Source organism: Agrobacterium genomosp. 2 str. CFBP 5494 (assembly GCF_900013495.1).
GTDB lineage: Bacteria > Pseudomonadota > Alphaproteobacteria > Rhizobiales > Rhizobiaceae > Agrobacterium > Agrobacterium pusense.
Window position 1 is genome coordinate 2,098,663 of record NZ_LT009718.1, and the last position, 22,054, is coordinate 2,120,716.

Here is a 22,054-nt window from a genome sequence, read left to right on the forward strand (position 1 = left end):
GGAAACTCCGATGAAGATTGCCACCTGGAACATCAACGGCGTCAAGGCGCGCATCGAAAACCTCTGCCAGTGGCTGAAGGATTCTTCGCCTGATATCGTCTGCCTTCAGGAGATCAAGTCGGTCGATGAGGGGTTTCCGCGGCTGGAGATTGAGGCGCTTGGTTATCACATCGAGACCCACGGCCAGAAAGGCTTCAACGGCGTCGCCCTGCTCTCCAAGGTGAAGCCCGATGAGGTCAATCGTGGCCTGCCGGGTGATGATGCCGACGAGCAGGCGCGTTTCATCGAAGGCGTGTTTTCCGTCGACGGTGGCGCCATCCGCGTCTGCTCGCTTTACCTGCCGAATGGCAATCCGCCTGACGATCCGGTCAAATATCCCTACAAGCTCGCCTGGATGGAGCGGCTGCGGCGCTTTGCCGAAGATCGCCTCGCGTTCGAGGAGCCGCTGATCCTTGCGGGGGACTACAACGTCATTCCGGAACCGTTCGATTGTCACGACCCCCGCGTGTGGGAAGGTGACGCGCTGTTTCTGCCGAAGACCCGCGCAGCCTTCCGCAAGCTGGAGAACCTCGGCTTCACCGATGCCGCACGCGCGACGACGGATGAAGCAGGACTATATTCCTTCTGGGATTATCAGGCCGGCGCATGGCCGAAAAATAACGGCATCCGCATCGACCATCTGATGCTGTCAGCCGAAGCAGCCGACAGGCTGGAATCGGTCAGCATCGAAAAACATGTGCGTGCGTGGGAAAAACCATCCGACCACGTGCCGGTCTGCGGTTACTTCGATTTCAGCCCCGCTGGCTGACAGGCCATCTTTACCGAGCTCTGGCGCGGCAATTTTCAATCCGGATCGTCAATCCGCATGGTCTGCGCCATTGCGATTGCCGCGCGGCGATCGTTCTCACCCGCCAGCGAAAAGGCCTGCTCCTGCAGGTTCTGAATCCAGGTGCAGTCCGCCGCCGTGCATTTATCCAGCGCCGCCGTCATGAAGGCGAGGCCCTGCGTCGTCTGGCCTTCCTGGAAGATCAGGTTGCCGAAAATCGACATGGCGCCGGCATGGCCGTGTTTGCGGGCCTGGTTGAGCCATTTCTTTGCCTGCTGCACATCCGCGCGGCCACCCTCGCCGGCAAGAATCATCTCTGCCAGACGGAACTGGGCCTCAGCCACACCGAAGGTGGAAGCAACCTGGAAATAAAGCTGCCGGGCCTGTGAAAGGTCCATTTTGACGGGGCTTCCGGGAATGCCGTGGCGGTAATAATCAGCGAGAGACAGCAGCGCATTGACGAAAAAGCCCGTATCCTCCGATCCCGGTTCGACACCCTGATTGGCGATTTCGCTGTAGATCTTGAAAGCTTCGAAGTCGTTCTTGGCGACGCCATCGCCATAGGCATACATGTTGGCAAGCGCCCAGCGCGAGCCTGTATGGCCCTTTTCGGCCGCGTAGCGATAGGCCTCGACAGCTTCACCCTTGTTGCCGTTCTTGTAGGCCTTGAAGCCGAACTTGAACAGGTCGAAGGGGCCGGATTCCTTGGTCACGCCCGCATTGATGTCAAAAGCCGCGGCAGGCATTGCGAGCGACGCAAGCAACATGCCCATGAGGAGCGGCTTTAAAACGTTGGCTTCACATTTCAGCATTTCAGCGAACTTCTCTCACTCTTCCCGGCATATAGCCAATACTTGCGGAATACTGCAAAGCCGAACCCCGCCGGGTCGCGATTTTTCGAACACACTGCGTCTTTCCGGCAGCACTTTCCAGCGCACCACCGGTGGTCTCCTGCGGCAATTGCCCAAATTTTCCAGTTAGACAGATATAGGCATAATTTCCGGCAATATAACGGCGTTCCGCCATCCACCGGTCAGCGCCAAACAAGAAATCCGGATGAAATTCCCGTATTACTTGCTTAAACCCTGAATCCAAACCTGTTTTCACTTTCTGCAACCCCGCGGGCCCACATCAAACGCCTGCATGTTCTTCCGATCCCGCTGCCCTAAACATAAGCCAAGCACCCTGTTTGTGGCGGGAAATGGACAGATATGCTCACATTCCAACGCGACCCCAAGCTTGCAGAAAAGTGTTGCCAAATCGTCACAAAACTTTCGGGCCAGAAAATTTTATCGAGAAGGAATCATAGTCGGACATGAAAAAAGGCCCGGTTGGTAAACCGGACCTTTATTTTAGCATTAGCGAAAGGATCAGATCAGAACTTGACCTTCACACCCGTCGAGATGGCTGCCACGAGGTCGTTGCCGAAATCGTAGCCTGCCTCGTTGCCGCAGGTGAAACCAGCGCCGCAGGGTCCGCCATTGATGGAGGAGCTGCCCGAGGTCAGGAGGCCGAGAGCGCCGGCAATCTTGAACTCGATGTTCTTGTTGGGCGAATAGACAATCTGCGTGCCGAGCGTCCACGTATCTGTCTGGGTGCCGATGACCGTGGACGTACCGCGATCCCAGGTCAGGCTGACGGCTCCGCTCCACTGTTCGTTGAACTTGTGACCAACGCCGCCGGAGATCGTCCAGCCGTCGCGATAGAACAGATCAAGCGTGTTCAGCGTGTCTGCGCCACTTGGGACGCAGGGAGATGTGCCGACCGCGCAGAAAGGAATGACCTGAATCTGGCTCCAGTCTGTCCACTTCACGGAACCGAAAGCAAGCCAGTCTGGCGCTATGCCGGATTGAACTTTTAGTTCGATGCTGTCTGGCATGGAAACAGAGCCATAGATCGGCACGAGCTTGCCGCCGTATTTTGCAAGCGTCGGAGATATGGACGGCGGTGTCTGTGGGATCCCTCTAACATCGGCGAAGCCGGTCAAATCGTGATCGACAGCGCTGTTATAAACAAGGCTGGCGCGGAACGCGATCTCGGGAATCTCGTAGGCCATGCCGGCGCGCCAGCCCCAGCCATCACCTTCCATCTCCAGTTTGCCGACGCCGCTGAAGCTGGACCAGGCCGGATTGAGGCCCAGAACGGCCGGCCCGAGAACCTGACGATACTTATAGCCGCTCAATTCCTGATAGAAGCCGCCGCCGATAATCGAGAAGTCACCCTTGCCAAGATCGAACTTCACCCGGCAGGTGGTCGCGTAATTGTGCGACTTGACCTTGGTTTCGATATTGTAGCTCGATCCCTGCCAGATACCGGGATTGAGATGCGCGCCCCAGGGCTGCGAATAGTCGAACATGCAGTCGCCGAAATCGCCGATCGATGCCTTGGCCCCGATGCGGGTCGACCAGAAGTTTTCGGAATCATCTGCCGTCCTGGACCAGGATGCAGGCAAGGGGCCACTTTTCAGCGGGTTGTCCCGCGCATTCTCTACCTTGCGCTGCGGTGCGACGAAGGTCGCGGAGCTGTCGAGAACGTAATCGGACGGATCGAACAACAGATCGATATTATAACCGCCGCGCTCGAGACCGCCGGCCAGTGAAGGCGTTACCGCCGCGATGCTGACTGCGAAACATACCGCGCCGCGAAAAATTGCAGTTTTTGCCATCTCTCTCCCCAATCAAGGCAATGTGATCATCAAAAAAGTGAAGCGCTTCGCGGAAAATGACAATCTGCCGCACACTGGCACAGTTCTGCGACACTTCTCCATTTTTTACGTAAGAATTTCATGTCGATCCCCTTGCATAATCATTTTAGGTTATTTTTCTAATTAAACGGAAGCGATCCGACACAAAATGAAACAATTTCCCACGCGTGACGGGAATTGTCGCCAAATAACCACACACGCGCGTTTCCCGAAGAAAGGCGCTTATCACGCCGTTTTTGTTGGCTTTTTTGACTGTTCGGGAGATTTTCGAGCGCGAGATGGCGAGAAATGATCGCCCTCCCGCGAGCAACATGATTCGTCGTTGCAACGCAGCAATCGATAGGCGGCGACCCTATCGCTCCATAGCAAAAACGCCCCGTTTTTAGCGGGGCGTTTTTGTTCATGCAAAGCCGCAAGCGGCATGTCACCCCGCTTCGCTTACCCGCGTGAGCGCCGTTCTCAGGCTTGCGAGCTGAATTTCCAGCTCAGCCTTGCGCTCGCGTTCGGCGGCAACGACTTCCGGATCGGCATTGGCCACGAATTTCTCGTTCGACAACTTCTTGTCGATGCGTTCCATTTCCGCGTCCACCTTGCCGATCGCCTTCTCGAGACGAGCCTTTTCGGCCGCAAGATCGACCAGATTGCCAAGCGGCAGGCAGATGGTCGCCTCACCGACGATGATCTGGGCCGATCCCTTCGGCGCGACATCGGCGGCACGGATTTCATCGGCCCGCGCCAGACGCCGGATAGCGGCGGCGTGGCGATCGAGCCGTGCTTCCGTGGAGGTATTGGCGCCAACGACCACCAGCGAGGCAATGGCACCCGGCGGCACGTTCATCTCGGCGCGCGTCGAACGAATGCCGGACACGAAATCGATCAGCCAGTTGATTTCCGCAGCCGCGGCGTCGTCGCGGAACTCCGGCTCCGGCCAGTCGGTAAGGCAAAGCAGATCATCGCGCTCCTTGCCCTCACCGGCCGTATGCGCCCAAAGCTCTTCCGTCATGAACGGCATGAAAGGATGCAGCAGCTTGTAGATCTCATCCAGAACATAAGCCGCGCAGGCCTGCGATTCCGACTTGGCCTTTTCATCGTCGCCGCCGAAGACCGGCTTCAGCAGTTCCAGATACCAGTCGCAGAACTGGTTCCAGACGAAACGGTAGAGAATGCCTGACGCATCGTTGAAGCGGAAGTTCTCAAGTGCCGCCGTCACATCGCGGGCCGTGTTGGCAAGCTCGGTCAGGATCCAGCGGTTGATCGTCAGCGAGGCGGTTTCCGGCAGGAAATGCGGGTCACGCTTCACGCCATTCATCTCGGCAAAGCGCGTCGCATTCCAGAGCTTCGTGCCGAAATTGCGGTAACCCGCAATACGTGCCGGATCGAGTTTCACGTCGCGACCCTGCGCCGCCATGATGGCAAGCGTGAAACGCAGCGCATCGGCACCATATTCATCGATCAGTTCCAGCGGGTCGATGACGTTGCCCTTGGATTTCGACATCTTCTGGCCGTTCTTGTCGCGAACCAGCGCATGAATATAGACCGTGCTGAACGGCTCAACCGGGTTACCGGCGTCGTCCTTCATGAAATGCAGGCCCATCTGCATCATCCGCACCACCCAGAAGGGGATGATGTCGAAGCCGGTGACAAGCACGTTTGTCGGATAATAGCGCGCCAGTTCCGGCGTCTGTTCCGGCCAGCCGAGCGTCGAAAACGGCCAGAGCGCAGAAGAGAACCAGGTGTCGAGCACATCTTCGTCGCGCGTCAGGATTTCGCCCGGAGCGAAGTTCTCAAGCTTTTCCTCGACCCAGGCCTTCCACGGGCCTTCATGGGCGATGTAATGCTGGATGGCCGCCTGCAGCGCCTCTTCCTCGGTCTTCTCGACGAACACCTGCCCGTCCGGGCCGTACCATGCCGGAATCTGGTGTCCCCACCACAATTGCCGCGAGATGCACCAGGGCTGGATGTTCTCCATCCATTGGAAATAGGTGTTTTCCCAGTTTTTCGGCACGAAATTGGTGCGGCCTTCGCGAACCGAGGCAATCGCCGGCTGCGCCAGCGTCTTGTTGTCGACCCACCACTGGTCCGTCAGGCGTGGCTCGATCGGAACGCCGCCGCGGTCGCCATGCGGCACCACATGCTTGTGCGGCTCGATCCTGTCGAGCAGGCCGGCTTCCTCAAAAATTTCGACGATGATCTTGCGGGCGGCAAAACGGTCCTGACCTTCCAGACGGTCCCATGCGCCGTGCAGCGCCGCCGGATGGTCGAGGCCTTCGAGGAAATCCTCGTTCTCCTTGATGGAAATGGTACCATCGATATTCATGACATTGATGGCGCGCAGGCCACAGCGTTTGCCGACTTCGAAGTCGTTGAAATCATGCGCGGGCGTGATCTTGACCGCACCCGTACCGGCGGTCGGGTCGGCGTAATCATCGGCGACGATGGGAATCCTGCGACCGACAATGGGCAGGATGACGTGTTTGCCGACGATGCCCTTATACCGCTCGTCTTCCGGGTTCACGGCAATACCGGTATCACCAAGCATGGTTTCCGGACGCGTCGTGGCGACAACGATATAGTCGCGGGTCTCGAACTCGGTGGGCTTGCCCTCCTCGTCGAATGCGGTCGGGTACTGATAGGTAACGCCCTTTTCGAGCGGATAGCGCAGGTGCCAGAGATTACCCTTGACCTCGATCTGCTCGACTTCCATGTCGGAAATCGCAGTCAGCAGCTTGGGATCCCAGTTGACGAGGCGCTTGTCCTTGTAGATCAGGCCCTGCTTGTAGAGCGTGACGAAAACTTCGAGAACAGCCTCGGAGAGACCTTCATCCATGGTGAAGCGTTCGCGCGACCAGTCGCAGGACGCGCCGAGACGTTTCAGCTGGTTGAAGATCAGGCCGCCGGATTCGGCCTTCCATTCCCACACCTTCTCCACGAAGGCCTCGCGGCCCATGTCGCGACGGCCTGGAAGCTGCTGCTCCATCAGCTTGCGCTCGACGACCATCTGCGTGGCGATGCCGGCATGGTCCATGCCCGGCTGCCACAGCACATCCTTGCCGCGCATGCGCTCGAAGCGGACCAGAATATCCTGCAGCGTGTTGTTGAGCGCATGGCCCATGTGCAGGGACCCCGTCACATTCGGCGGCGGGATGACGATGGTGAAGGTTTCCGCGCCCGGCTTGGCGTTGGCGCCGGCACGAAAAGCGTTAGCCTCGTCCCAGGCTTTGGCGATCTTCGGTTCGACGGTGGCGGAATCGTAGGTCTTTTCGAGCATTTCCTGACCTGAATTTTAGAGTTCTTGTGTGGATTTTTAAATAAGGATGGACAGTCGAGAGTCAACAGAAACCGACCCTCAGGACGCTCCGTGAGCGACCCGATGGCCGACTATGCCCCGATAACGCTTTCATCTTCAATAAAAAAGCCGCCCCTGTGCCGGGCGGCCCCTGTTTAACGCCAATGCCACGTCTCCCGAGGCGGGCGGGAAGCACCCGGCCCTGCGGCCAGCGTAAAGTCAGCGGCGCGAGCCGCGCGCCACGCGCTCGATTTCTTCGCGCACGAGACGCTCAACCAGGGTTGGCAGATTGTCTTCCAGCCATTCCTGCAGCATCGGACGCAGCATCTCGGCCGCCATGTCCTCGATCGAACGACGTTCGACACCGTCGAAAACCTCGGCCAGCTCACTGAAGGAACGCGCGATCTGCGCGCCCGCGGCGGCCGAGATGAGGTTGAGCGACAGGTCGGAACCGGCCTGCACTTTGTCTTCCGGCTGCGGCGCAACCAGATCGAGTGACGGCGCCTCGGCAATGGGTTCCTGCACGTCGATGTCGAAAACCTCCTCGGCGACGGCGGTTTCAATCGCACCGCGCAGCGCCATATGATCAAAATGGTTTTCCGGTACAGGCGCGCTTTCGATGGCAGCGGCAGCGGCCCGGTCCTCGGAAGCGGCGGGCGCCTGCTGTTCAGCAGCAGTTGCCGCAGCCGCCACCATCAGCGGCCGTACATCCGTCGGACGCTGTGGGGCGGCCCGTTCGGTCTGCGGCACGGCGGGAGAAGAGGAAGCTGGAGAAGCCTGCATCGCCGCGCGCTGGCCCTGCGAGGCGAAGGCCTGCGGCCCCATGGCAGCGTTGCGGTCTGCGGCAGCGCGAACCCGCGCGGCGACATCGGCGAGCGACATCGTCTTTTCGACGGAGATTTCCTGGGGCTCGGCCAGGGACTTTTCATAAGCCGGTGAAAAATCCTGTGCAGGCCGCGCGCCAAAGGCCTGGTTTGCCGGCGGAGGGACGCGGGCCGGCGGGCTGGCTGGCTCCGTCATGTAAGGTGCGTCGCCTGCCGCCTCGTCCTCATCGTCATAAACCGGCGGTAACTGGCCGGAAAATGCGCCGGCGGGCCCTGGCTCGTTGCTTTCGATGATCCGGCGTATCGACGCCAGTATCTCTTCCATGGACGGTTCACGCGCTACGCTTGGCTGAGCCATATCAATCCCCGGTTTCCACTCTCTAGCACCCGGCCTCGCATCGCTTCGGATGCCAGGGGCACTTCGCACCTGTTCAATCTGCACATCACGGCAGCGGCAGCCGAAGACAACCGCCGCGCCGACAGTCTGCAACAGGCCTGAGAAAGACGCTCCGCATCTTCGCAACCCGCTGCAGGGGTCATGCGGGGCAGAAATACGCACACCCCGAATCACCTTAGTTTAGGGTAGCATAGCCACGAACTAAATCACTGATTCGACAAGTTTCGTGATGATACACAGCTTTGTGGGCGCGATGTTCTCGAAGACGCACACGGGATAAATTTCCAATCTTCACAAAAACGCCGGGGTGGAAATTCCACCCCGGCGTCAAGAACAGAATGATGGTACGGTGATCAGAAAACGAATTCGGCTGCCTTGGCGAAACCCGGCAGCGGCTTGACCGACGCATTGAAGAAGGTCGCGGCCGACGTGCTGGCGCCATCGCGGCGATAGACGGTGGCCTTTGCGGCATTGCCGTATCCGACAACGACGACGAGACGCCCGCCGTCACGCAACTGTTCGGTAAGTGCCGCCGGCACTTCCTCGACAGCGCCGTTCACGAAAATCAGATCGTAAGGCGCTTCGCTCGCATAACCCTTTTCGAGATCGCCGGTGACGACAGCGACATTGTCATAGCCAAGCGAAGCGAGCGTTTCGGTCGCCTGTGCGGCGAGCGCTTCATCGCATTCGAGCGAAACGACGGAGCCGGCAAGCTGGGACAGGATGGCGGCCGCATAACCGGAACCACCGCCGACTTCCAGGACCACGTCCTCCCTCGAAACGGCCGCGAGCTGCAGCAGCTTCGCGAGCGGCGAGGCCTTCATGACATAACGGGCCGGGCGGCCATCCCGGGCGGGACAGATCTGCAAATCCTCATCCACATAGGCAATCTGCCGTGCACCCGTCGGCACGAATGCCTCGCGCGGCACACTCAAAAACGCCTTCAGCACCGAATGCGAAGTCACGTCGGTCGTACGCAGCTGGCTGTCGACCATATTGGCGCGCGCGGTTTCGAAATCCATCATGTCGTTATCGCCTCAATTTCACGGATACCGGTCGGGAAGTCCCGGCTCCAAAAGCTCAAAACGGCGCGGGCCTCCCCTCGCCTTTGAGTAATCTCATAATTGGCCAAGAGCGCGCTTTCAAGCGCGGTAAGACGGATGTGGGGTAAAAAGCAGAATGGCAGCGGTTTTCTTCGCGGAACGAACGGCGAGACGTCGCCAATCGTGACGCGGAACAGGAAAAATCATCGTACCTTGGGAGAATTTTGGAGGCCTCGCCCGGAATTGAACCGGGGTACAAGGATTTGCAGTCCTCTGCGTCACCACTCCGCCACGAGGCCTCACACGCTCATCAATGGAGCGATGGCGGGCATTTAGAACGAATCCATTTGGGGCGCAAGAGGGATCGTTCCGAATGTCGTGTTTTTTCAGCCGGGTACGCGGAGTCCAACCGCCCAAGTTGTCTAAGCCACTAAGATGACATGGCTTTTGGCGTCATCCCGCTGCTCCGGACGAAAAATTGCCCGCAGCCGAAGCGTTTTCGACTGCGGGCAACCTGTGCATTTTCAGGAATTGTCGATCAAATCCGTCCCATCAGAACCAGGATCAGCACGATGACCAGCACCAGTCCGAGACCGCCCGAAGGGCCGTAACCGTAATTATGATAACCCCAGCTTGGCAGCGCGCCGATGAGGAACAGAATGAGCAGGATGACAAGGATGGTGCCGAGCATGTTTAACCCTCCACTATTGGCATGTGTCCGACTGCTTCAATGACGCAGCGTGTGAAAAGTTCCCTCTTCCGGCCTCTCCAGCAGGCTGAAAGAATGACGGCAGACGTGCCGTTTCAACAGGTTACACCGCTTTTGCACAGACATGATGGTCCGGCCGGAAGGGGCGTGCCGTCCCCCGTGCCTGGCGGATTAATGTCCCGGACAGTGAAGATGAGGAATTGTGCATAGTCTCGCGCGTCGCATCCATCGCGAGTTCTGGATCGCTGCAATTTATTCGAGGTAATTTCTCGCTCTATGTCTATTTTCGGTTGTCCGCCATAGTGAAGACAGTCCCCCGTACCCTGAAACCGGCGGGAGACGGAGAGATCCGGCTTCGCTGGCAGTGCGCCGGATCTCTCCCGCCCCTCCCTCGCTCCGTCCTACTCCTGCCGCAGGCAGGTCGGCACACGTACATGTGACCGACGACCATGCGTGCTACCCCTTGCCTCGTCTCAGCCTCTCCGGATAGACCCCCGTGACGGGAGGGAGAAACGAGAATCATATGTCCGGTTTTGCGAACCTCATCCCGCTTTTCATCTTTGGCTTCCTCGTCTATTTTTTCTTTCGCTGGGTCGCGCGCGACATTCAGAACCCAAAGCGCAAGTAGTCGGAAGAAATAATACTGCCGCATCCGCCGCTTCCGGGAACCTCCGCGCCTCCATATCGTTTTTGCAGATGGACCTCGGAGGACAGGATGAAAACGCTCGCATCATCGGCCGCAATAGCCCTTTCGCTCGCGCTTGCGGGATGCACGACCGCCGGTCCGGCACCCTATGTGGAGCCCATTCCCGGGAGCATCATCTATAAAGGCCAGCCGCGCACGAAGCTGACGAAGTCACCGATCGGCAGCACCTTCACCCATGAGTTCCGCATAGACAGCAGCACAAGGGCGGTGGAAACCTATCGCATCGCGCCAGATCGCTCGCTGGAACTCATTGACCGGCGCATCCTTCGCGAATGGCTGTTCGGACGCGACGACTGACCGCACCGGTCGGCTCCGAAACGGATTGCGCATCCCGCCTGCTTCGTTTAGAGCCGGGCGCGAAACCAACATGGATGAGCGATGAACACGCGCTGGCAGAAACCCGTCCTGATCGCCTTCGAAACGCCGGGTGATTATACGAGCATCGAAACAACCCAGGCCGCCTCCTGGGCCCTGATCGAGGACTGGCCGGTGGAGGATGGCGAGGCGCTAGACAAGGCGCTGCTGGTCTGCGCCGCCGTGGATGCCGGCAGGAAAAAGCCTGAAGACGCGCGCAAGGCCTTCATCGCCGCCGCGATCGAAGCGGGGCTCGACATCAAGGCGTAACGGCCCCGTCACGCGTCGTGACGGAGGCGCCAGGGGCGCTAACGTCAAGTTCATGGTTCGATGGATCGGTACAGAGGAAAGCGTCCGGATATATGAAAAAAGCCCTGTTCATCTTTCTTCTCTCCTGCCTGGCGATCGGCCTTCTCGGCCACCTCGTCGTGGCTTTCGTCGTCACCGGCTGACACGCCGTAAATCAGGCGTTAAGAATCCCTAAATTTCATTCTGCTGTTATGGAACCGCGTTAAACTTTTTCCGTTCTCTTTTCGATCGAACAAGGAGGATTGAAATGCGTGACGGACTGAACGGTTTTCTTGAAATTTCGATGATCGGCTTCGTGGTTGCAAGCTGCCTCTTCATGGTGAACCTGCCGATCTGATCGGGGAGCGAGCTTCGCAGGAGTGCATCGCGGTAAAGCTGGTGATGATGCCACCGGCACAGAAAATGCGGCCTTTTGGGCCGCATTTCTTTTTCATAGGACTTTCAGGATCAGGCAGAAAGCTTGGCGGCGATTTTCGCCACATGCGCGCCCTGGAAGCGTGCACCTTCAAGTTCGACTTCGGATGGCTGGCGCGAGCCGTCGCCATCGGTAATGGTGGAAGCGCCGTAAGGGGAGCCGCCCTTGATTTCATCGACACCCATCTGGCCCTGGAAGGCATAGGGCAGACCAACGACGGCCATGCCGTGGTGCAGGAAGGTCGGCAGGAAACCGAGAATAGTCGATTCCTGGCCGCCATGCTGGGTCGCGGAAGAGGTGAAGGCGGAACCTACCTTGCCGACGAGCTTGCCGCCGAACCACAGGCCGCCCGTCTGGTCCCAGAAATTGCGCATCTGCGAAGCGACCGTGCCGAAGCGGGTGCCGGCGCCGACGATGATGGCATCGTATTCAGCCAGTTCGTCCACGGTGGCGATCGGCGCCGCCTGGTCGAGCTTGAAATGCGAAGACTTGGCGACCGCTTCGGGCACCAGTTCCGGAACGCGCTTGACGACGACGTCTGCGCCCGCCGATTTTGCACCCTCGGCAACAGCATAGGCCATCGTTTCGATGTGACCGTAGGAAGAGTAATAGAGCACCAGAACTTTCGTCATTTTCTTTGTTTCCTTTGGGTTTATCGTTTCCGGCGTCCCGGCCAGAAGCCTTTTCAAAAACGTGATGATCATTAGCGGCGACCCGTTACAAGCATGTGATGAAAATCTAGCTCACAGGCTCCTTCCACGCCAGCGGCCTATCGGCATACGCACTGTTCACCATAAGTGAACGGAAAAGCGAGACGTCAACTATTTGCCGAAATACATTTTTTCAAAACCGCTTTGCAATCATCGGGCGCGGGGCTAACGTCTGATAAAACAGATGACGAGTACACCCATGTCCAATCCCTCTTCCGCTCAATCCGTCGTGACCGCCGCCATGCTCGCCATTGGCGACGAGTTGCTTTCGGGCCGTACCAAGGACAAGAATATCGGCCACCTCGCGGACGTGCTGACCATCTCCGGCATCGACCTCAAGGAAGTGCGTATCGTTGCCGATGAGGAGGACGCGATCGTCGAAGCGCTGAATGCGCTACGCAGCCGCTATGATTATGTCTTCACCTCGGGCGGCATAGGCCCGACCCATGACGACATCACCGCGGATGCGGTGTCCGTGGCGTTTGGCCTTCCCTGCGAGCACGATGCCGAAGCCTTGCGGATACTGGGCGACATGTATCGTGCCCGTGAGATGGAATTCACCGATGCGCGCAAGCGCATGGCGCGCATGCCGAAAGGTGCTGCCCACATCGCCAACCCCGTTTCCGTCGCCCCCGGCTTCATCATCGGCAATGTCTATGTCATGGCCGGCGTGCCGCAGGTGTTCCAGGCGATGCTCGACAACGTCATGCCGACGCTCCGCACCGGCGCCAAGGTGATGTCGCAGGCCGTACGCTCACCGTATGGCGAAGGCGATATCGGCACGCCGCTGACGGCCATCCAGAAAGCCCATCCCGAAACCAGCATCGGTTCATATCCGAAATATGACGGGCAACGCTTTTCGACGGAAATCGTGGTGCGCGCCCGGGATGCAGGCGTGCTGAAGGCCGCGGCGGATGCGGTCGCGGCCATGATCGAAGCGATCGGACAGGAGAAAAGACTGGCGGCAGGCAAGGGCGACGCAACGGCTTGAGCGAGAAAGGGCCTTTGACGAACGGGCTTTGACCAAAATCAAGGTGGCGGCCTGCAAAGGCGGCCACTCTCCCCACAGAAATTAGATGTCACCGAGGAGAGATAAATGGGTTACAAAACGATATTGGCAGTGGTCGACAATGTTTCGAACACACAGAAGCTCGGCGAATTCGTGGTGAGCCTTGCAGATCAGTTTTCCTCGCATGTCATCGGCCTGCACATGGAAACGCTGGCCGCCGTTCCCCTCGTCGCGCCGATGGAAATTCCCGATCCCGCCACCGTGCAGGCCCTGCAGGATGTGGCACACAAGGAAACCACCGATGTCGGCACGCTTTTCGAGCGCACGCTGTCGGCCAACGGCATCTCGCATGAATGGCGAAGCTTCGTTACCTCGGTGGGTTACGCCTCCGCCTCTGCCATCGACAGCGCCCGTTGCGCCGATCTCGTCGTCGCCCGCCAGAGCAGTTCCTCGGCTTTGTCGGACAGCCGCACCGATATTGACAGCTTTCTCTATGAAAGCGGCCGTCCCGTTCTCCTCGTCCCGCATGTGCTCACCGTCGCCAAACCGATCAAACGCGTCCTGATCGCTTGGAATGGCTCTCGCGAGGCGACGCGCGCCACTTTCGACGCCCTGCCCTTTCTGAAAGCCGCCGACAGCGTCGAGATATTCTCCGTCGACCAGGCAGAAAGCGAAACGCAGTCCTCCGGGTTTGCCGGTACGGAACTGGCGGCCACGCTCGCCCGCCACGGCGTGAACGTGACGGTGACCTCACAGGAAAAGATTGCCGGCCTTTCGCCGCAGGCGGCCATCGAAAATCGCCTTTCCGATAACAGCATCGACCTTCTGGTCATGGGCGCTTACGGCCATTCCCGCTGGTGGGAACTGCTGTTCGGCGGCGTTACCCGCACGCTGCTCGATTCCATGACGGCGATGACGCTGCTGTCGCGTTGAATATGGATGCGGCGCAAATGGCGCCGCCAGCCCCCGCGATCTGGCTCGAAAGGAGCGTCCGCCACTGGTTTCTTCTCCCCGGCGGGACCCGTTGCAAAATTCATCACGGGACCCTTTCGGGAGATTTTCAGCCGTGATTTCCCGTCCCGCCTCTGTCTTTGGCGGGTTTTGGGTGGGTTGGGGATGTTTTCGGTGGTTTTCAGGCGCAGTGGGGCCTTGCAGGTGTTGTCAAAGTCACCCAGCGGCGCATGTTGAAGGCCATGGCTGCCAGTAGCACCTGCGCCCTGGCCTTGATCAGCCCACGGTAGCGGATCACGTCGAGCCCCATGCGGTTCTTGAGTGTGGCAAACGTCGTTTCGACGGCCGCCCGCCGTTTCGATATCAACAGGTTAAGCCGGGCAAGCCGCGGCGACAGAACGCGGTGATGCCGGTTCGGACGGCGCATCAGCCGCGGCTTGATGCCTTTCGCCTTCAAGGCTTTCTCCCGCGCATGGGTATGATACGCCCCATCTGCCAGAACGCAGGCCTCGTCGCCGACGATCAGCCGATCGGCGACGACCGTATCGTTCACATTGGCAGGCGTGGTGATAATCCTGCGGATCAGGCCAGACCCTTCATCGACACCGACATGCGCCTTGTAGCCATAGGCCGAGCCGTGCTTGCCCTTATGCCGGACAAAGCGGGCATCCGGATCGATTGTCCGCTCATCGCTCCCGGCAGCACCAGGATGATCCGGCTCTTCCGGTTTGCGCCCATCTGCAAATCCAGCGGCCGCATCGAAGTCACCATTGCGCCCCCTGGGTGGCCGCGACGCCGTCGTTTCGATGATCGTCGCATCCAGCATCGTGCCGCGCCGCAGGATCAGGCCCGCGGCATCGAGCTGCCGGTCGAGTTCTCCAAACAACCTCTCCAGCAGACCTTCGCCAATCAAAAGGTTACGGAAGCGGCAAAGCGTGGAATGATCCGGAACGGCCTCCTCAAGCGTCAGGCCGACGAAACGCTTGAACGACAGCCGGTCGCCAAGCGCCTCCTCGAGCTCCATGTCGGAAAGCCCATAGAGTGACTGCAACAGCAGGGCCTTGAACATCACCAGCGGTTCATAGGCCGGACGACCGGCGCTTTTCTCATCACGAAGACGCGACAGAAGCTTTTCGAACCGATACCACTTCACAACGCCCGACAAGCGCTCCAGCCGACCGGAACCCTTCGCCTGCGGCATCAGCGCCTCAACGAAACTGAACTGCCTGTTGTCTCGCACCGACATCGTAACCTCGCCCGCTATCCTCGACCGAGTGAATCACAACCACGGAATTTTGCAACGGGTCCCGCCGGGGAGAAGGTCCGCGGCAGCGGGATGAGGGGGCAAGCTCTCCGAAAATCTCCGCCGTTACCCCCTCATCCGACCCTTCGGGCCACCTTTTCCCCCTAAGGGAGAAGAAACAAGCGGCATTCTCTCAGCCAAAATCACGCCGGATAAGCGCAAAGCTTGCCTTTTTGCCGGTCTTGCGGCTATTAGCCAAAGCCATCGACAATTTTGACCAGATGGTAGACGACATGTCCCTTCCCGATAAAGCCTTTCCCGTTTCCTGGGACCAGTTTCACCGCGACGCCCGTGCGCTTGCCTGGCGTCTTGCCGGTCTCGACAAAGAGTTCCGGGCAATCGTCTGCATCACCCGCGGCGGCCTCGTTCCGGCGGCGATCATTTCCCGCGAACTGAACATCCGCATGATCGATACGGTCTGCATCGCCACCCGCCATGACTACGTCAACCAGGGTGATACGGTCCTGTTGAAAGGCGTAGCCCCCGAGCTGACTGTTGATGCCGGCGAAGGCGTGCTTGTCGTCGACGATCTGACCGATACCGGCAAGACGGCGCTGGAAGTGCGCGAGATGCTGCCGAAGGCGCATTTTGCCTGCGTTTACGCCAAACCGAAGGGGGTGCCGACCATCGATACTTTCGTCACCGAAGTGAGCCAGGACACCTGGATCTATTTCCCCTGGGACATGGGCTTCACCTATCAGGAGCCGATCGCCAAGGGATCGCGCGGCTGAGTGCCCACAGGGGACTCATTTTTTCTCATCCGTCATTCCGGCCTTGAGCCGGAATCCAGCCACGGCGCGTCTGCGCCGTGAGTCTCTCGCGATCAAGGAGTTGATCGCGCTGGACCCCGGATCAAGTCCGGGGTGACGGAGTGCGGATGCACCAACCGCGCAAGACTTCCCCCAGCAATATACACTCTTTCGCCGTCCCACCGGGGGCGGCTTTTTTATGTGAAAAGGCCTTTTTGCCGACAGCGGAAAACACGGAAAAACCGCAGTGTCGCCATTATGCCTCACCCCGGAAATGCGGGGTTTTGCCTTTCCGTTGCGGAAACCAGCCTCGCGCAAGCTTCAAATTTTTCCGCCAAGTCACTGATTTTTCTGAGAGCTTTTCCTATCCCCGTTTTCCACAGGCACTCCACACAATATCTTGTGGTTAAAAATGGGTTTCAATCTATGGCTTGACGAATCTGTGCCGCGAGAGGAAAGTGACAAATATGTTGCGGCGGCAACGGACCGGAAAGTAACGAGGCCGGTTCTTCTCCATCTTTAGCGCGCATGTCCAAACGGCGTCCCGGCCATGAGGGGGCGGTTCGCCGATGGCTTTTCTGCGCCTTCGGAACCGCCAAAAACATTACGCGGGGACTGGCAGCAAGAATGTGTTAATACTATATATAGTAGGCTTGCGGCCATCTTAAACACGAGATACAGGGATGACATCCAAGGATGAACATCCCCATCAGATCGGCAACAACCGGCTGCGCGAAGGCATCGCACGGCTGGAACGAATTTTTGCGCCCTTCACCGGGCGCCCAATGGACGAGGACAGAAACCATGCGCATTGAACGCCGCTTCACGAAGCCCGGCCAATCGCCTTATGCGGAGATCGACTTCCGCAAGGCCGTCAGTGAAATCAAGAACCCGGATGGATCCATCGTGTTCCGTCTGGCTGACATCGACGTTCCCGCGCAGTTCAGCCAGGTTGCGACCGACGTTCTGGCGCAGAAATATTTCCGCAAGGCCGGCGTGCCGAAGTTCCTGAAGAAGGTTGAGGAAAATGACGTTCCTTCCTTCCTCTGGCGCTCCGTGCCCGATGAAAAGGCTCTGAAGGATGTTCCGGAAGCCGAGCGCTACGGCTCCGAGACCGATGCACGCCAGGTTTTCGATCGCCTGGCCGGCACCTGGGCCTATTGGGGCTGGAAGGGCAAATATTTCTCGTCCGAAGAAGATGCCCTCGCCTTCCGCGACGAGCTTGCCTATATGCTCGCCACCCAGCGTGTTGCCCCCAACTCCCCGCAATGGTTCAACACCGGCCTGCACTGGGCCTATGGCATTGATGGTCCCGGCCAGGGCCACTTTTATGTCGACCCCTTCACCGGCAAGCTGACCAAGTCCAAGTCGGCTTACGAACATCCGCAGCCGCATGCCTGCTTCATCCAGTCCGTTGAGGACGACCTCGTTAATGAAGGCGGCATCATGGACCTGTGGGTGCGTGAAGCGCGTCTGTTCAAATATGGCTCCGGCACCGGCTCGAACTTCTCCTATCTGCGTGGCGAAGGCGAAAAACTCTCCGGCGGCGGCAAATCGTCAGGCCTGATGAGCTTCCTCAAGATCGGCGACCGCGCAGCCGGCGCCATCAAGTCCGGCGGCACGACCCGCCGCGCAGCGAAGATGGTCGTCGTTGATGCCGACCACCCGGATATCGAAGCCTATATCGACTGGAAGGTGAACGAGGAGCAGAAGGTTGCCGCTCTCGTCACCGGTTCCAAGATCGTCGCCAAGCACCTGAAGGCGATCATGAAGGCCTGCGTCAACTGCGAGGCTGACAACGGCGATTGCTTCGACCCGGCCAAGAACCCTGCCCTGAAGCGCGAAATCCGCGCCGCCAAGAAGGACATGGTGCCGGAAAACTACGTCAAGCGCGTCATCCAGTTCGCCGAGCAGGGTTACAAGGACATCCAGTTCAAGACCTATGACACGGACTGGGATTCGGAAGCCTACCTCACGGTGTCGGGCCAGAACTCCAACAACTCCGTCTCGCTGAAGGACGATTTCCTGCGCGCTGTCGAAAATGACGGTGACTGGAACCTCACCGCCCGCAAGGACGGCAAGGTCATGAAGACGCTGAAGGCCCGCGACCTCTGGGAAAAGATTTCCCACGCCGCCTGGGCGTCTGCCGATCCGGGTCTGCACTTCAACACGACGATGAACGACTGGCACACCTCGCCGGCGGCCGGTCCGATCCGCGCTTCCAACCCGTGCTCGGAATACATGTTCCTCGATGACACGGCCTGCAACCTCGCCTCGCTGAACCTTCTGCAGTTCAAGGATCAGGCGACGAAGCGCATCGATATCGCCGATTATGAACACGCCGTCCGCCTCTGGACCGTCGTGCTCGAAGTGTCCGTCATGATGGCGCAGTTCCCGTCGCGCCAGATCGCCGAACTCTCCTATGAGTACCGCACGCTGGGCCTCGGTTACGCCAATATCGGCGGCCTCCTGATGTCCTCCGGCATTCCCTATGACAGCGCCGAAGGCCGCGCCATTGCCGGTGCGCTCACCGCCATCATGACCGGCGTGTCCTATGCCACCTCGGCCGAAATGGCCGGTGAGCTTGGCCCCTTCCCGGGCTTTGCGCCGAACCGCGAAAACATGCTGCGCGTCATCCGCAACCACCGCCGCGCCGCCCTTGGCCAGTCGGAAGGTTATGAGGGCCTGTCGGTCAACCCGGTCGCACTCGTCCATGGCGACTGCCCGGATCAGGACCTGATCGCCCACGCAACAGCCGCCTGGGACAAGGCGCTGGAACTTGGCGAAAAGCACGGCTACCGCAACGCCCAGACCACCGTTATCGCGCCGACAGGCACGATCGGCCTCGTGATGGATTGCGACACGACCGGTATCGAACCCGATTTCGCGCTGGTGAAGTTCAAGAAGCTCGCAGGCGGCGGTTACTTCAAGATCATCAACCGCGCCGTTCCGGATGCGCTGCGGTCGCTCGGTTACTCCGAAAGCCAGATCGCCGAGATCGAGGCCTATGCCGTCGGCCATGGCAATCTCAACCAGGCTCCCGGCATCAACCCCTCGACGCTGAAGGCCAAGGGCTTCACCGATGAGAAGATCGAAGCCGTCAACGGCGCGCTGAAGAGCGCCTTCGACATCAAGTTCGTCTTCAACCAGTGGACGCTCGGCGCCGACTTCCTCAAGGAAACGCTGAAGGTTTCCGACGAGCAGCTCTCCGACATGAGCTTCAACCTGCTCGAGCACCTCGGCTTCGGCAAGAAGGACATCGAAGCGGCCAACGTTCACGTCTGCGGCGCGATGACGCTGGAAGGCGCACCGTTCCTGAAGAACGAGCACCTGCCCGTCTTCGATTGCGCCAACCCCTGCGGCAAGATCGGCAAGCGTTATCTCTCGGTCGAATCGCATATCCGCATGATGGCGGCGGCACAGCCCTTCATCTCGGGCGCGATCTCCAAGACGATCAACATGCCGAACGATGCGACGGTTGAGGATTGCGGCGCAGCCTACATGCTCTCCTGGAAGCTGGCGCTGAAGGCAAACGCCCTTTACCGCGATGGTTCCAAGCTTTCCCAGCCGCTCAATGCGTCGCTGGTGGAAGATGAGGACGACGAAGACCTGATCGAAGAACTGATCCAGCAGCCCGCCGCACAGCAGGCCGTGACGATCACCGAAAAGATCGTCGAACGCGTCATCGAGCGTGTCTCACGCGAGCGTGAAAAGCTGCCGAACCGCCGTCAGGGTTATACCCAGAAGGCAACTGTGGGCGGTCACAAGGTCTATCTGCGCACCGGTGAATTCGGTGATGGCCGCATCGGCGAAATCTTCATCGACATGCACAAGGAAGGCGCCGCCTTCCGCGCAATGATGAACAACTTCGCCATCGCCATTTCGCTCGGCCTGCAATATGGCGTGCCGCTGGAAGAATATGTGGAGGCCTTCACCTTCACCAAGTTCGAACCGGCCGGCATGGTGCAGGGCAACGACGCGATCAAGAACGCCACGTCGATCCTCGACTACGTGTTCCGCGAACTCGCCGTCTCCTATCTCGGCCGCCACGATCTCGCCCATGTCGATACGTCCGACTTCTCCAACACGGCGCTCGGCAAGGGTATCCAGGAAGGCAAGACCAACCTCGTTTCCACCGGCTGGACCCGCGGTTACAAGCCGACCATCGTGTCCCGCAATGACGGCGAACGCACCGCTTCCGAGCCCAAGGGTTCGGCAACGGCAGCCCCTGCCCGCGCCTCGGCCAACGTGACCTCCTTTGCAGGCTCCGCTGCCCGCAAGCTGGAACCGACAGTCGCCATCGCAACCTCCGAAATCGTCTCCTTCAAGCGGGACTATGAAGAGCGCGCCAAGGAACTGGCCGAAGAAATCGCCGAAGAAGTGATCGACGAGGTCGTTCAGGAAGCCCAGCAGACGGCCACCGCCCTCTTCTCCGACAAGGCCGCCGCAGACGCAGCTTCGGCCAAGACGGAAGCCAAGAAGGTCGAAAACGAACGCCGCATGCGCTCAATCGCACAGGGCTATACGGGCAACATGTGCTCGGAATGCCAGAACTTCACGATGGTGCGGAACGGCACTTGTGAGAAGTGCGATACTTGTGGTGCGACGAGCGGTTGCTCTTGATAAGAATGCAACCTCTCGGGATCATCCCAGATGAGAGACTTCAATACATGCCGCGGGATATAATTCCGCGGCATGAGTACTGTTTTTGGCTCCACGACGAAATTACCCGGTTACTGGTTGAGGCAACTCAATCTGGCCACGTTGAGTTCTGGCACGACCTTTTACAAGATGCATTAAGGAAAAATGGTCAGAGTGCAGATGACGAATCTATATGGACTAAAGTAGCGGAAGCTGGAGGAATAGTATCGACTCCGATAAAGCTAGATATACTGCTGGGGCTAATTGCTGACACAATGCATTTCATTTACGAAGCGCTTACGGCCTTCGAAAAAAGAAAATTCAACGTTGCGTACGCCCTTCTTCGAAAGCCGCTCACCGAAAATTTGATCATTATCTCGAAGCTAATACAAAACGACGACGCGTTAATAAAATCTTTCGCAGATGGTTCGCTTCAAACAAAACAAGTAATGCAAATAGATCCAAAAGATTGCGTATCTTTGTTTGATGGCGTAATCAAGGATCTATATTTGCAGGATTTCGCAACCGGTGATTTAATATATAAAATTATCTTTGATAAAAAAACGCCCAATGGATTACAGCTGAATATGCAGAAATCCATGCACCTTATCACTACCCGTCACCCAGCCCTAGCGACACCAAAATTTGGTCTCAATAGAATTTTTCATTACGAACACGGGGATGATAATTATAATGTTTACAACACTTTGCCAATACTTCTTTTTTTCATTCTCCAAATATCATTGAAAGGCTTCTCAAAATACTTTCAGATACATGAAATTACCGTCAATGAAATTCTAATTAGATCGGTTGGACTGTTCGGAAACCTCTATGAAGGCGGCTTAGATTCGTTATCTAGGTCACTGAATAAACAGATAAATTTTCTTTTTAAATGCGAATGGTGTGACCAAAGTGATGTGAAAATAAGAAAAAAATATGCCCCTTTATTTTACTTGAAAGATCAGGTGCATTGCAAGAATTGCGAGCGATTGAGTCATACGCCGTTCACATATCTTCTGCGATCAGGGGCGTTGAATCTATTCGTTGAGAAATCAGGGAAACTACCGTCAGAATATGCAAAACTCATTCCTAATGGCGTTTAGGCCTCGACCTGATCC

18 protein-coding genes and 1 tRNA gene are annotated in these 22,054 nt (G+C 58.3%); 9 read left to right on the top strand and 10 right to left on the bottom strand.

Annotated features, from left to right (window positions below):
- Positions 1 to 10 precede the first annotated feature (10 nt).
- Positions 11 to 808 carry an exodeoxyribonuclease III gene (xth, locus tag AGR2A_RS10395; RefSeq protein ID WP_072494442.1) on the top strand — a complete coding sequence of 266 codons (798 nt, stop codon included), beginning with the start codon at positions 11 to 13 and terminating at the stop codon, positions 806 to 808.
- A 35-nt stretch (positions 809 to 843) separates the two neighbouring features.
- Here the strand turns inward: xth and exoR are convergent, their stop codons facing one another.
- The 8 genes from exoR to AGR2A_RS10435 all read right to left on the bottom strand — a co-directional run bounded on the left by exoR (position 844) and on the right by AGR2A_RS10435 (position 9,771).
- The gene (gene exoR, locus AGR2A_RS10400) at positions 844 to 1,638 is read right to left on the bottom strand and encodes an exopolysaccharide production regulator ExoR (protein ID WP_004442165.1); all 795 of its coding nucleotides are present in this window, start codon (positions 1,636 to 1,638) and stop codon (positions 844 to 846) included.
- Between the two features lies 1 nt (position 1,639).
- Complete coding sequence (locus AGR2A_RS10405; protein WP_234704062.1) at positions 1,640 to 1,933, bottom strand: hypothetical protein; 294 nt, start codon at positions 1,931 to 1,933, stop codon at positions 1,640 to 1,642.
- A gap of 268 nt (positions 1,934 to 2,201) precedes the next feature.
- A complete protein-coding gene (locus AGR2A_RS10410; protein ID WP_004442167.1) occupies positions 2,202 to 3,491 on the bottom strand; it encodes an outer membrane protein transport protein in 1,290 nt (429 codons plus the stop codon).
- Positions 3,492 to 3,954: 463 nt separating this feature from the next.
- The gene (locus AGR2A_RS10415) at positions 3,955 to 6,798 is read right to left on the bottom strand and encodes a valine--tRNA ligase (protein ID WP_072494443.1); all 2,844 of its coding nucleotides are present in this window, start codon (positions 6,796 to 6,798) and stop codon (positions 3,955 to 3,957) included.
- 237 nt (positions 6,799 to 7,035) lie between these two features.
- Positions 7,036 to 7,998: a cell division protein PopZ gene (gene popZ / locus AGR2A_RS10420; protein ID WP_072494444.1), complete on the bottom strand. Its 963-nt coding sequence runs from the start codon at positions 7,996 to 7,998 to the stop codon at positions 7,036 to 7,038.
- Between the two features lie 392 nt (positions 7,999 to 8,390).
- Positions 8,391 to 9,062: a protein-L-isoaspartate O-methyltransferase family protein gene (locus AGR2A_RS10425; RefSeq protein ID WP_022556281.1), complete on the bottom strand. Its 672-nt coding sequence runs from the start codon at positions 9,060 to 9,062 to the stop codon at positions 8,391 to 8,393.
- Positions 9,063 to 9,305: 243 nt separating this feature from the next.
- Positions 9,306 to 9,379, bottom strand: a tRNA-Cys gene (locus AGR2A_RS10430).
- A 239-nt stretch (positions 9,380 to 9,618) separates the two neighbouring features.
- The gene (locus AGR2A_RS10435) at positions 9,619 to 9,771 is read right to left on the bottom strand and encodes a DUF3309 family protein (RefSeq protein WP_004442177.1); all 153 of its coding nucleotides are present in this window, start codon (positions 9,769 to 9,771) and stop codon (positions 9,619 to 9,621) included.
- Between the two features lie 733 nt (positions 9,772 to 10,504).
- Here AGR2A_RS10435 and AGR2A_RS10440 point away from each other — a divergent pair.
- A complete protein-coding gene (locus AGR2A_RS10440) occupies positions 10,505 to 10,792 on the top strand; it encodes a hypothetical protein (RefSeq protein ID WP_004442182.1) in 288 nt (95 codons plus the stop codon).
- An 81-nt stretch (positions 10,793 to 10,873) separates the two neighbouring features.
- Entirely contained in the window at positions 10,874 to 11,119 is a 246-nt protein-coding gene (locus AGR2A_RS10445) for a DUF982 domain-containing protein (RefSeq protein ID WP_004442183.1), read from the top strand.
- Positions 11,120 to 11,605: 486 nt separating this feature from the next.
- On the opposite strand, the gene wrbA is transcribed toward AGR2A_RS10445, so the two are convergent.
- Positions 11,606 to 12,205, bottom strand: a complete 600-nt coding sequence (gene wrbA / locus AGR2A_RS10450; protein ID WP_004442185.1) for an NAD(P)H:quinone oxidoreductase type IV — start codon at positions 12,203 to 12,205, stop codon at positions 11,606 to 11,608.
- A 277-nt stretch (positions 12,206 to 12,482) separates the two neighbouring features.
- Here wrbA and AGR2A_RS10455 point away from each other — a divergent pair, with 277 nt between their 5' ends.
- Positions 12,483 to 13,274: a competence/damage-inducible protein A gene (locus tag AGR2A_RS10455; RefSeq protein ID WP_072494445.1), complete on the top strand. Its 792-nt coding sequence runs from the start codon at positions 12,483 to 12,485 to the stop codon at positions 13,272 to 13,274.
- 105 nt (positions 13,275 to 13,379) lie between these two features.
- Positions 13,380 to 14,225: a universal stress protein gene (locus AGR2A_RS10460; RefSeq protein ID WP_004442189.1), complete on the top strand. Its 846-nt coding sequence runs from the start codon at positions 13,380 to 13,382 to the stop codon at positions 14,223 to 14,225.
- A 199-nt stretch (positions 14,226 to 14,424) separates the two neighbouring features.
- Here AGR2A_RS10460 and AGR2A_RS10465 read toward each other — a convergent pair whose 3' ends face one another.
- On the bottom strand, positions 14,425 to 15,489 hold the full coding sequence (locus AGR2A_RS10465; RefSeq protein WP_080822424.1) for an IS5 family transposase: 1,065 nt from the start codon (positions 15,487 to 15,489) through the stop codon (positions 14,425 to 14,427).
- A 290-nt stretch (positions 15,490 to 15,779) separates the two neighbouring features.
- Here AGR2A_RS10465 and gpt point away from each other — a divergent pair, with 290 nt between their 5' ends.
- The 4 genes from gpt (at position 15,780) to AGR2A_RS10485 (ending at position 22,039) form a co-directional block, all read left to right on the top strand.
- The gene (gpt, locus tag AGR2A_RS10470; RefSeq protein WP_006698845.1) at positions 15,780 to 16,277 is read left to right on the top strand and encodes a xanthine phosphoribosyltransferase; all 498 of its coding nucleotides are present in this window, start codon (positions 15,780 to 15,782) and stop codon (positions 16,275 to 16,277) included.
- A 701-nt stretch (positions 16,278 to 16,978) separates the two neighbouring features.
- A complete protein-coding gene (locus AGR2A_RS30055; protein ID WP_262927040.1) occupies positions 16,979 to 17,110 on the top strand; it encodes a hypothetical protein in 132 nt (43 codons plus the stop codon).
- Positions 17,100 to 20,918, top strand: a complete 3,819-nt coding sequence (locus tag AGR2A_RS10480) for a vitamin B12-dependent ribonucleotide reductase (RefSeq protein WP_072494447.1) — start codon at positions 17,100 to 17,102, stop codon at positions 20,916 to 20,918. The genes AGR2A_RS30055 and AGR2A_RS10480 overlap by 11 nt, the downstream gene beginning before the upstream one ends.
- 47 nt (positions 20,919 to 20,965) lie before the next feature.
- Complete coding sequence (locus AGR2A_RS10485) at positions 20,966 to 22,039, top strand: hypothetical protein (protein WP_139786364.1); 1,074 nt, start codon at positions 20,966 to 20,968, stop codon at positions 22,037 to 22,039.
- Positions 22,040 to 22,054 lie beyond the last annotated feature (15 nt).

Coding starts and splice junctions, on each gene's coding strand:
- xth (WP_072494442.1), top strand. CDS start 11: ATGAAGATTGCCACCTGGAACATCAACGGCGTCAAGGCGCGCATCGAA.
- exoR (WP_004442165.1), bottom strand. CDS start 1,638: ATGCTGAAATGTGAAGCCAACGTTTTAAAGCCGCTCCTCATGGGCATG.
- AGR2A_RS10410 (WP_004442167.1), bottom strand. CDS start 3,491: ATGGCAAAAACTGCAATTTTTCGCGGCGCGGTATGTTTCGCAGTCAGC.
- AGR2A_RS10415 (WP_072494443.1), bottom strand. CDS start 6,798: ATGCTCGAAAAGACCTACGATTCCGCCACCGTCGAACCGAAGATCGCC.
- popZ (WP_072494444.1), bottom strand. CDS start 7,998: ATGGCTCAGCCAAGCGTAGCGCGTGAACCGTCCATGGAAGAGATACTG.
- AGR2A_RS10425 (WP_022556281.1), bottom strand. CDS start 9,062: ATGATGGATTTCGAAACCGCGCGCGCCAATATGGTCGACAGCCAGCTG.
- AGR2A_RS10435 (WP_004442177.1), bottom strand. CDS start 9,771: ATGCTCGGCACCATCCTTGTCATCCTGCTCATTCTGTTCCTCATCGGC.
- AGR2A_RS10440 (WP_004442182.1), top strand. CDS start 10,505: ATGAAAACGCTCGCATCATCGGCCGCAATAGCCCTTTCGCTCGCGCTT.
- AGR2A_RS10445 (WP_004442183.1), top strand. CDS start 10,874: ATGAACACGCGCTGGCAGAAACCCGTCCTGATCGCCTTCGAAACGCCG.
- wrbA (WP_004442185.1), bottom strand. CDS start 12,205: ATGACGAAAGTTCTGGTGCTCTATTACTCTTCCTACGGTCACATCGAA.
- AGR2A_RS10455 (WP_072494445.1), top strand. CDS start 12,483: ATGTCCAATCCCTCTTCCGCTCAATCCGTCGTGACCGCCGCCATGCTC.
- AGR2A_RS10460 (WP_004442189.1), top strand. CDS start 13,380: ATGGGTTACAAAACGATATTGGCAGTGGTCGACAATGTTTCGAACACA.
- AGR2A_RS10465 (WP_080822424.1), bottom strand. CDS start 15,489: ATGTCGGTGCGAGACAACAGGCAGTTCAGTTTCGTTGAGGCGCTGATG.
- gpt (WP_006698845.1), top strand. CDS start 15,780: ATGTCCCTTCCCGATAAAGCCTTTCCCGTTTCCTGGGACCAGTTTCAC.
- AGR2A_RS30055 (WP_262927040.1), top strand. CDS start 16,979: ATGACATCCAAGGATGAACATCCCCATCAGATCGGCAACAACCGGCTG.
- AGR2A_RS10480 (WP_072494447.1), top strand. CDS start 17,100: ATGCGCATTGAACGCCGCTTCACGAAGCCCGGCCAATCGCCTTATGCG.
- AGR2A_RS10485 (WP_139786364.1), top strand. CDS start 20,966: ATGCCGCGGGATATAATTCCGCGGCATGAGTACTGTTTTTGGCTCCAC.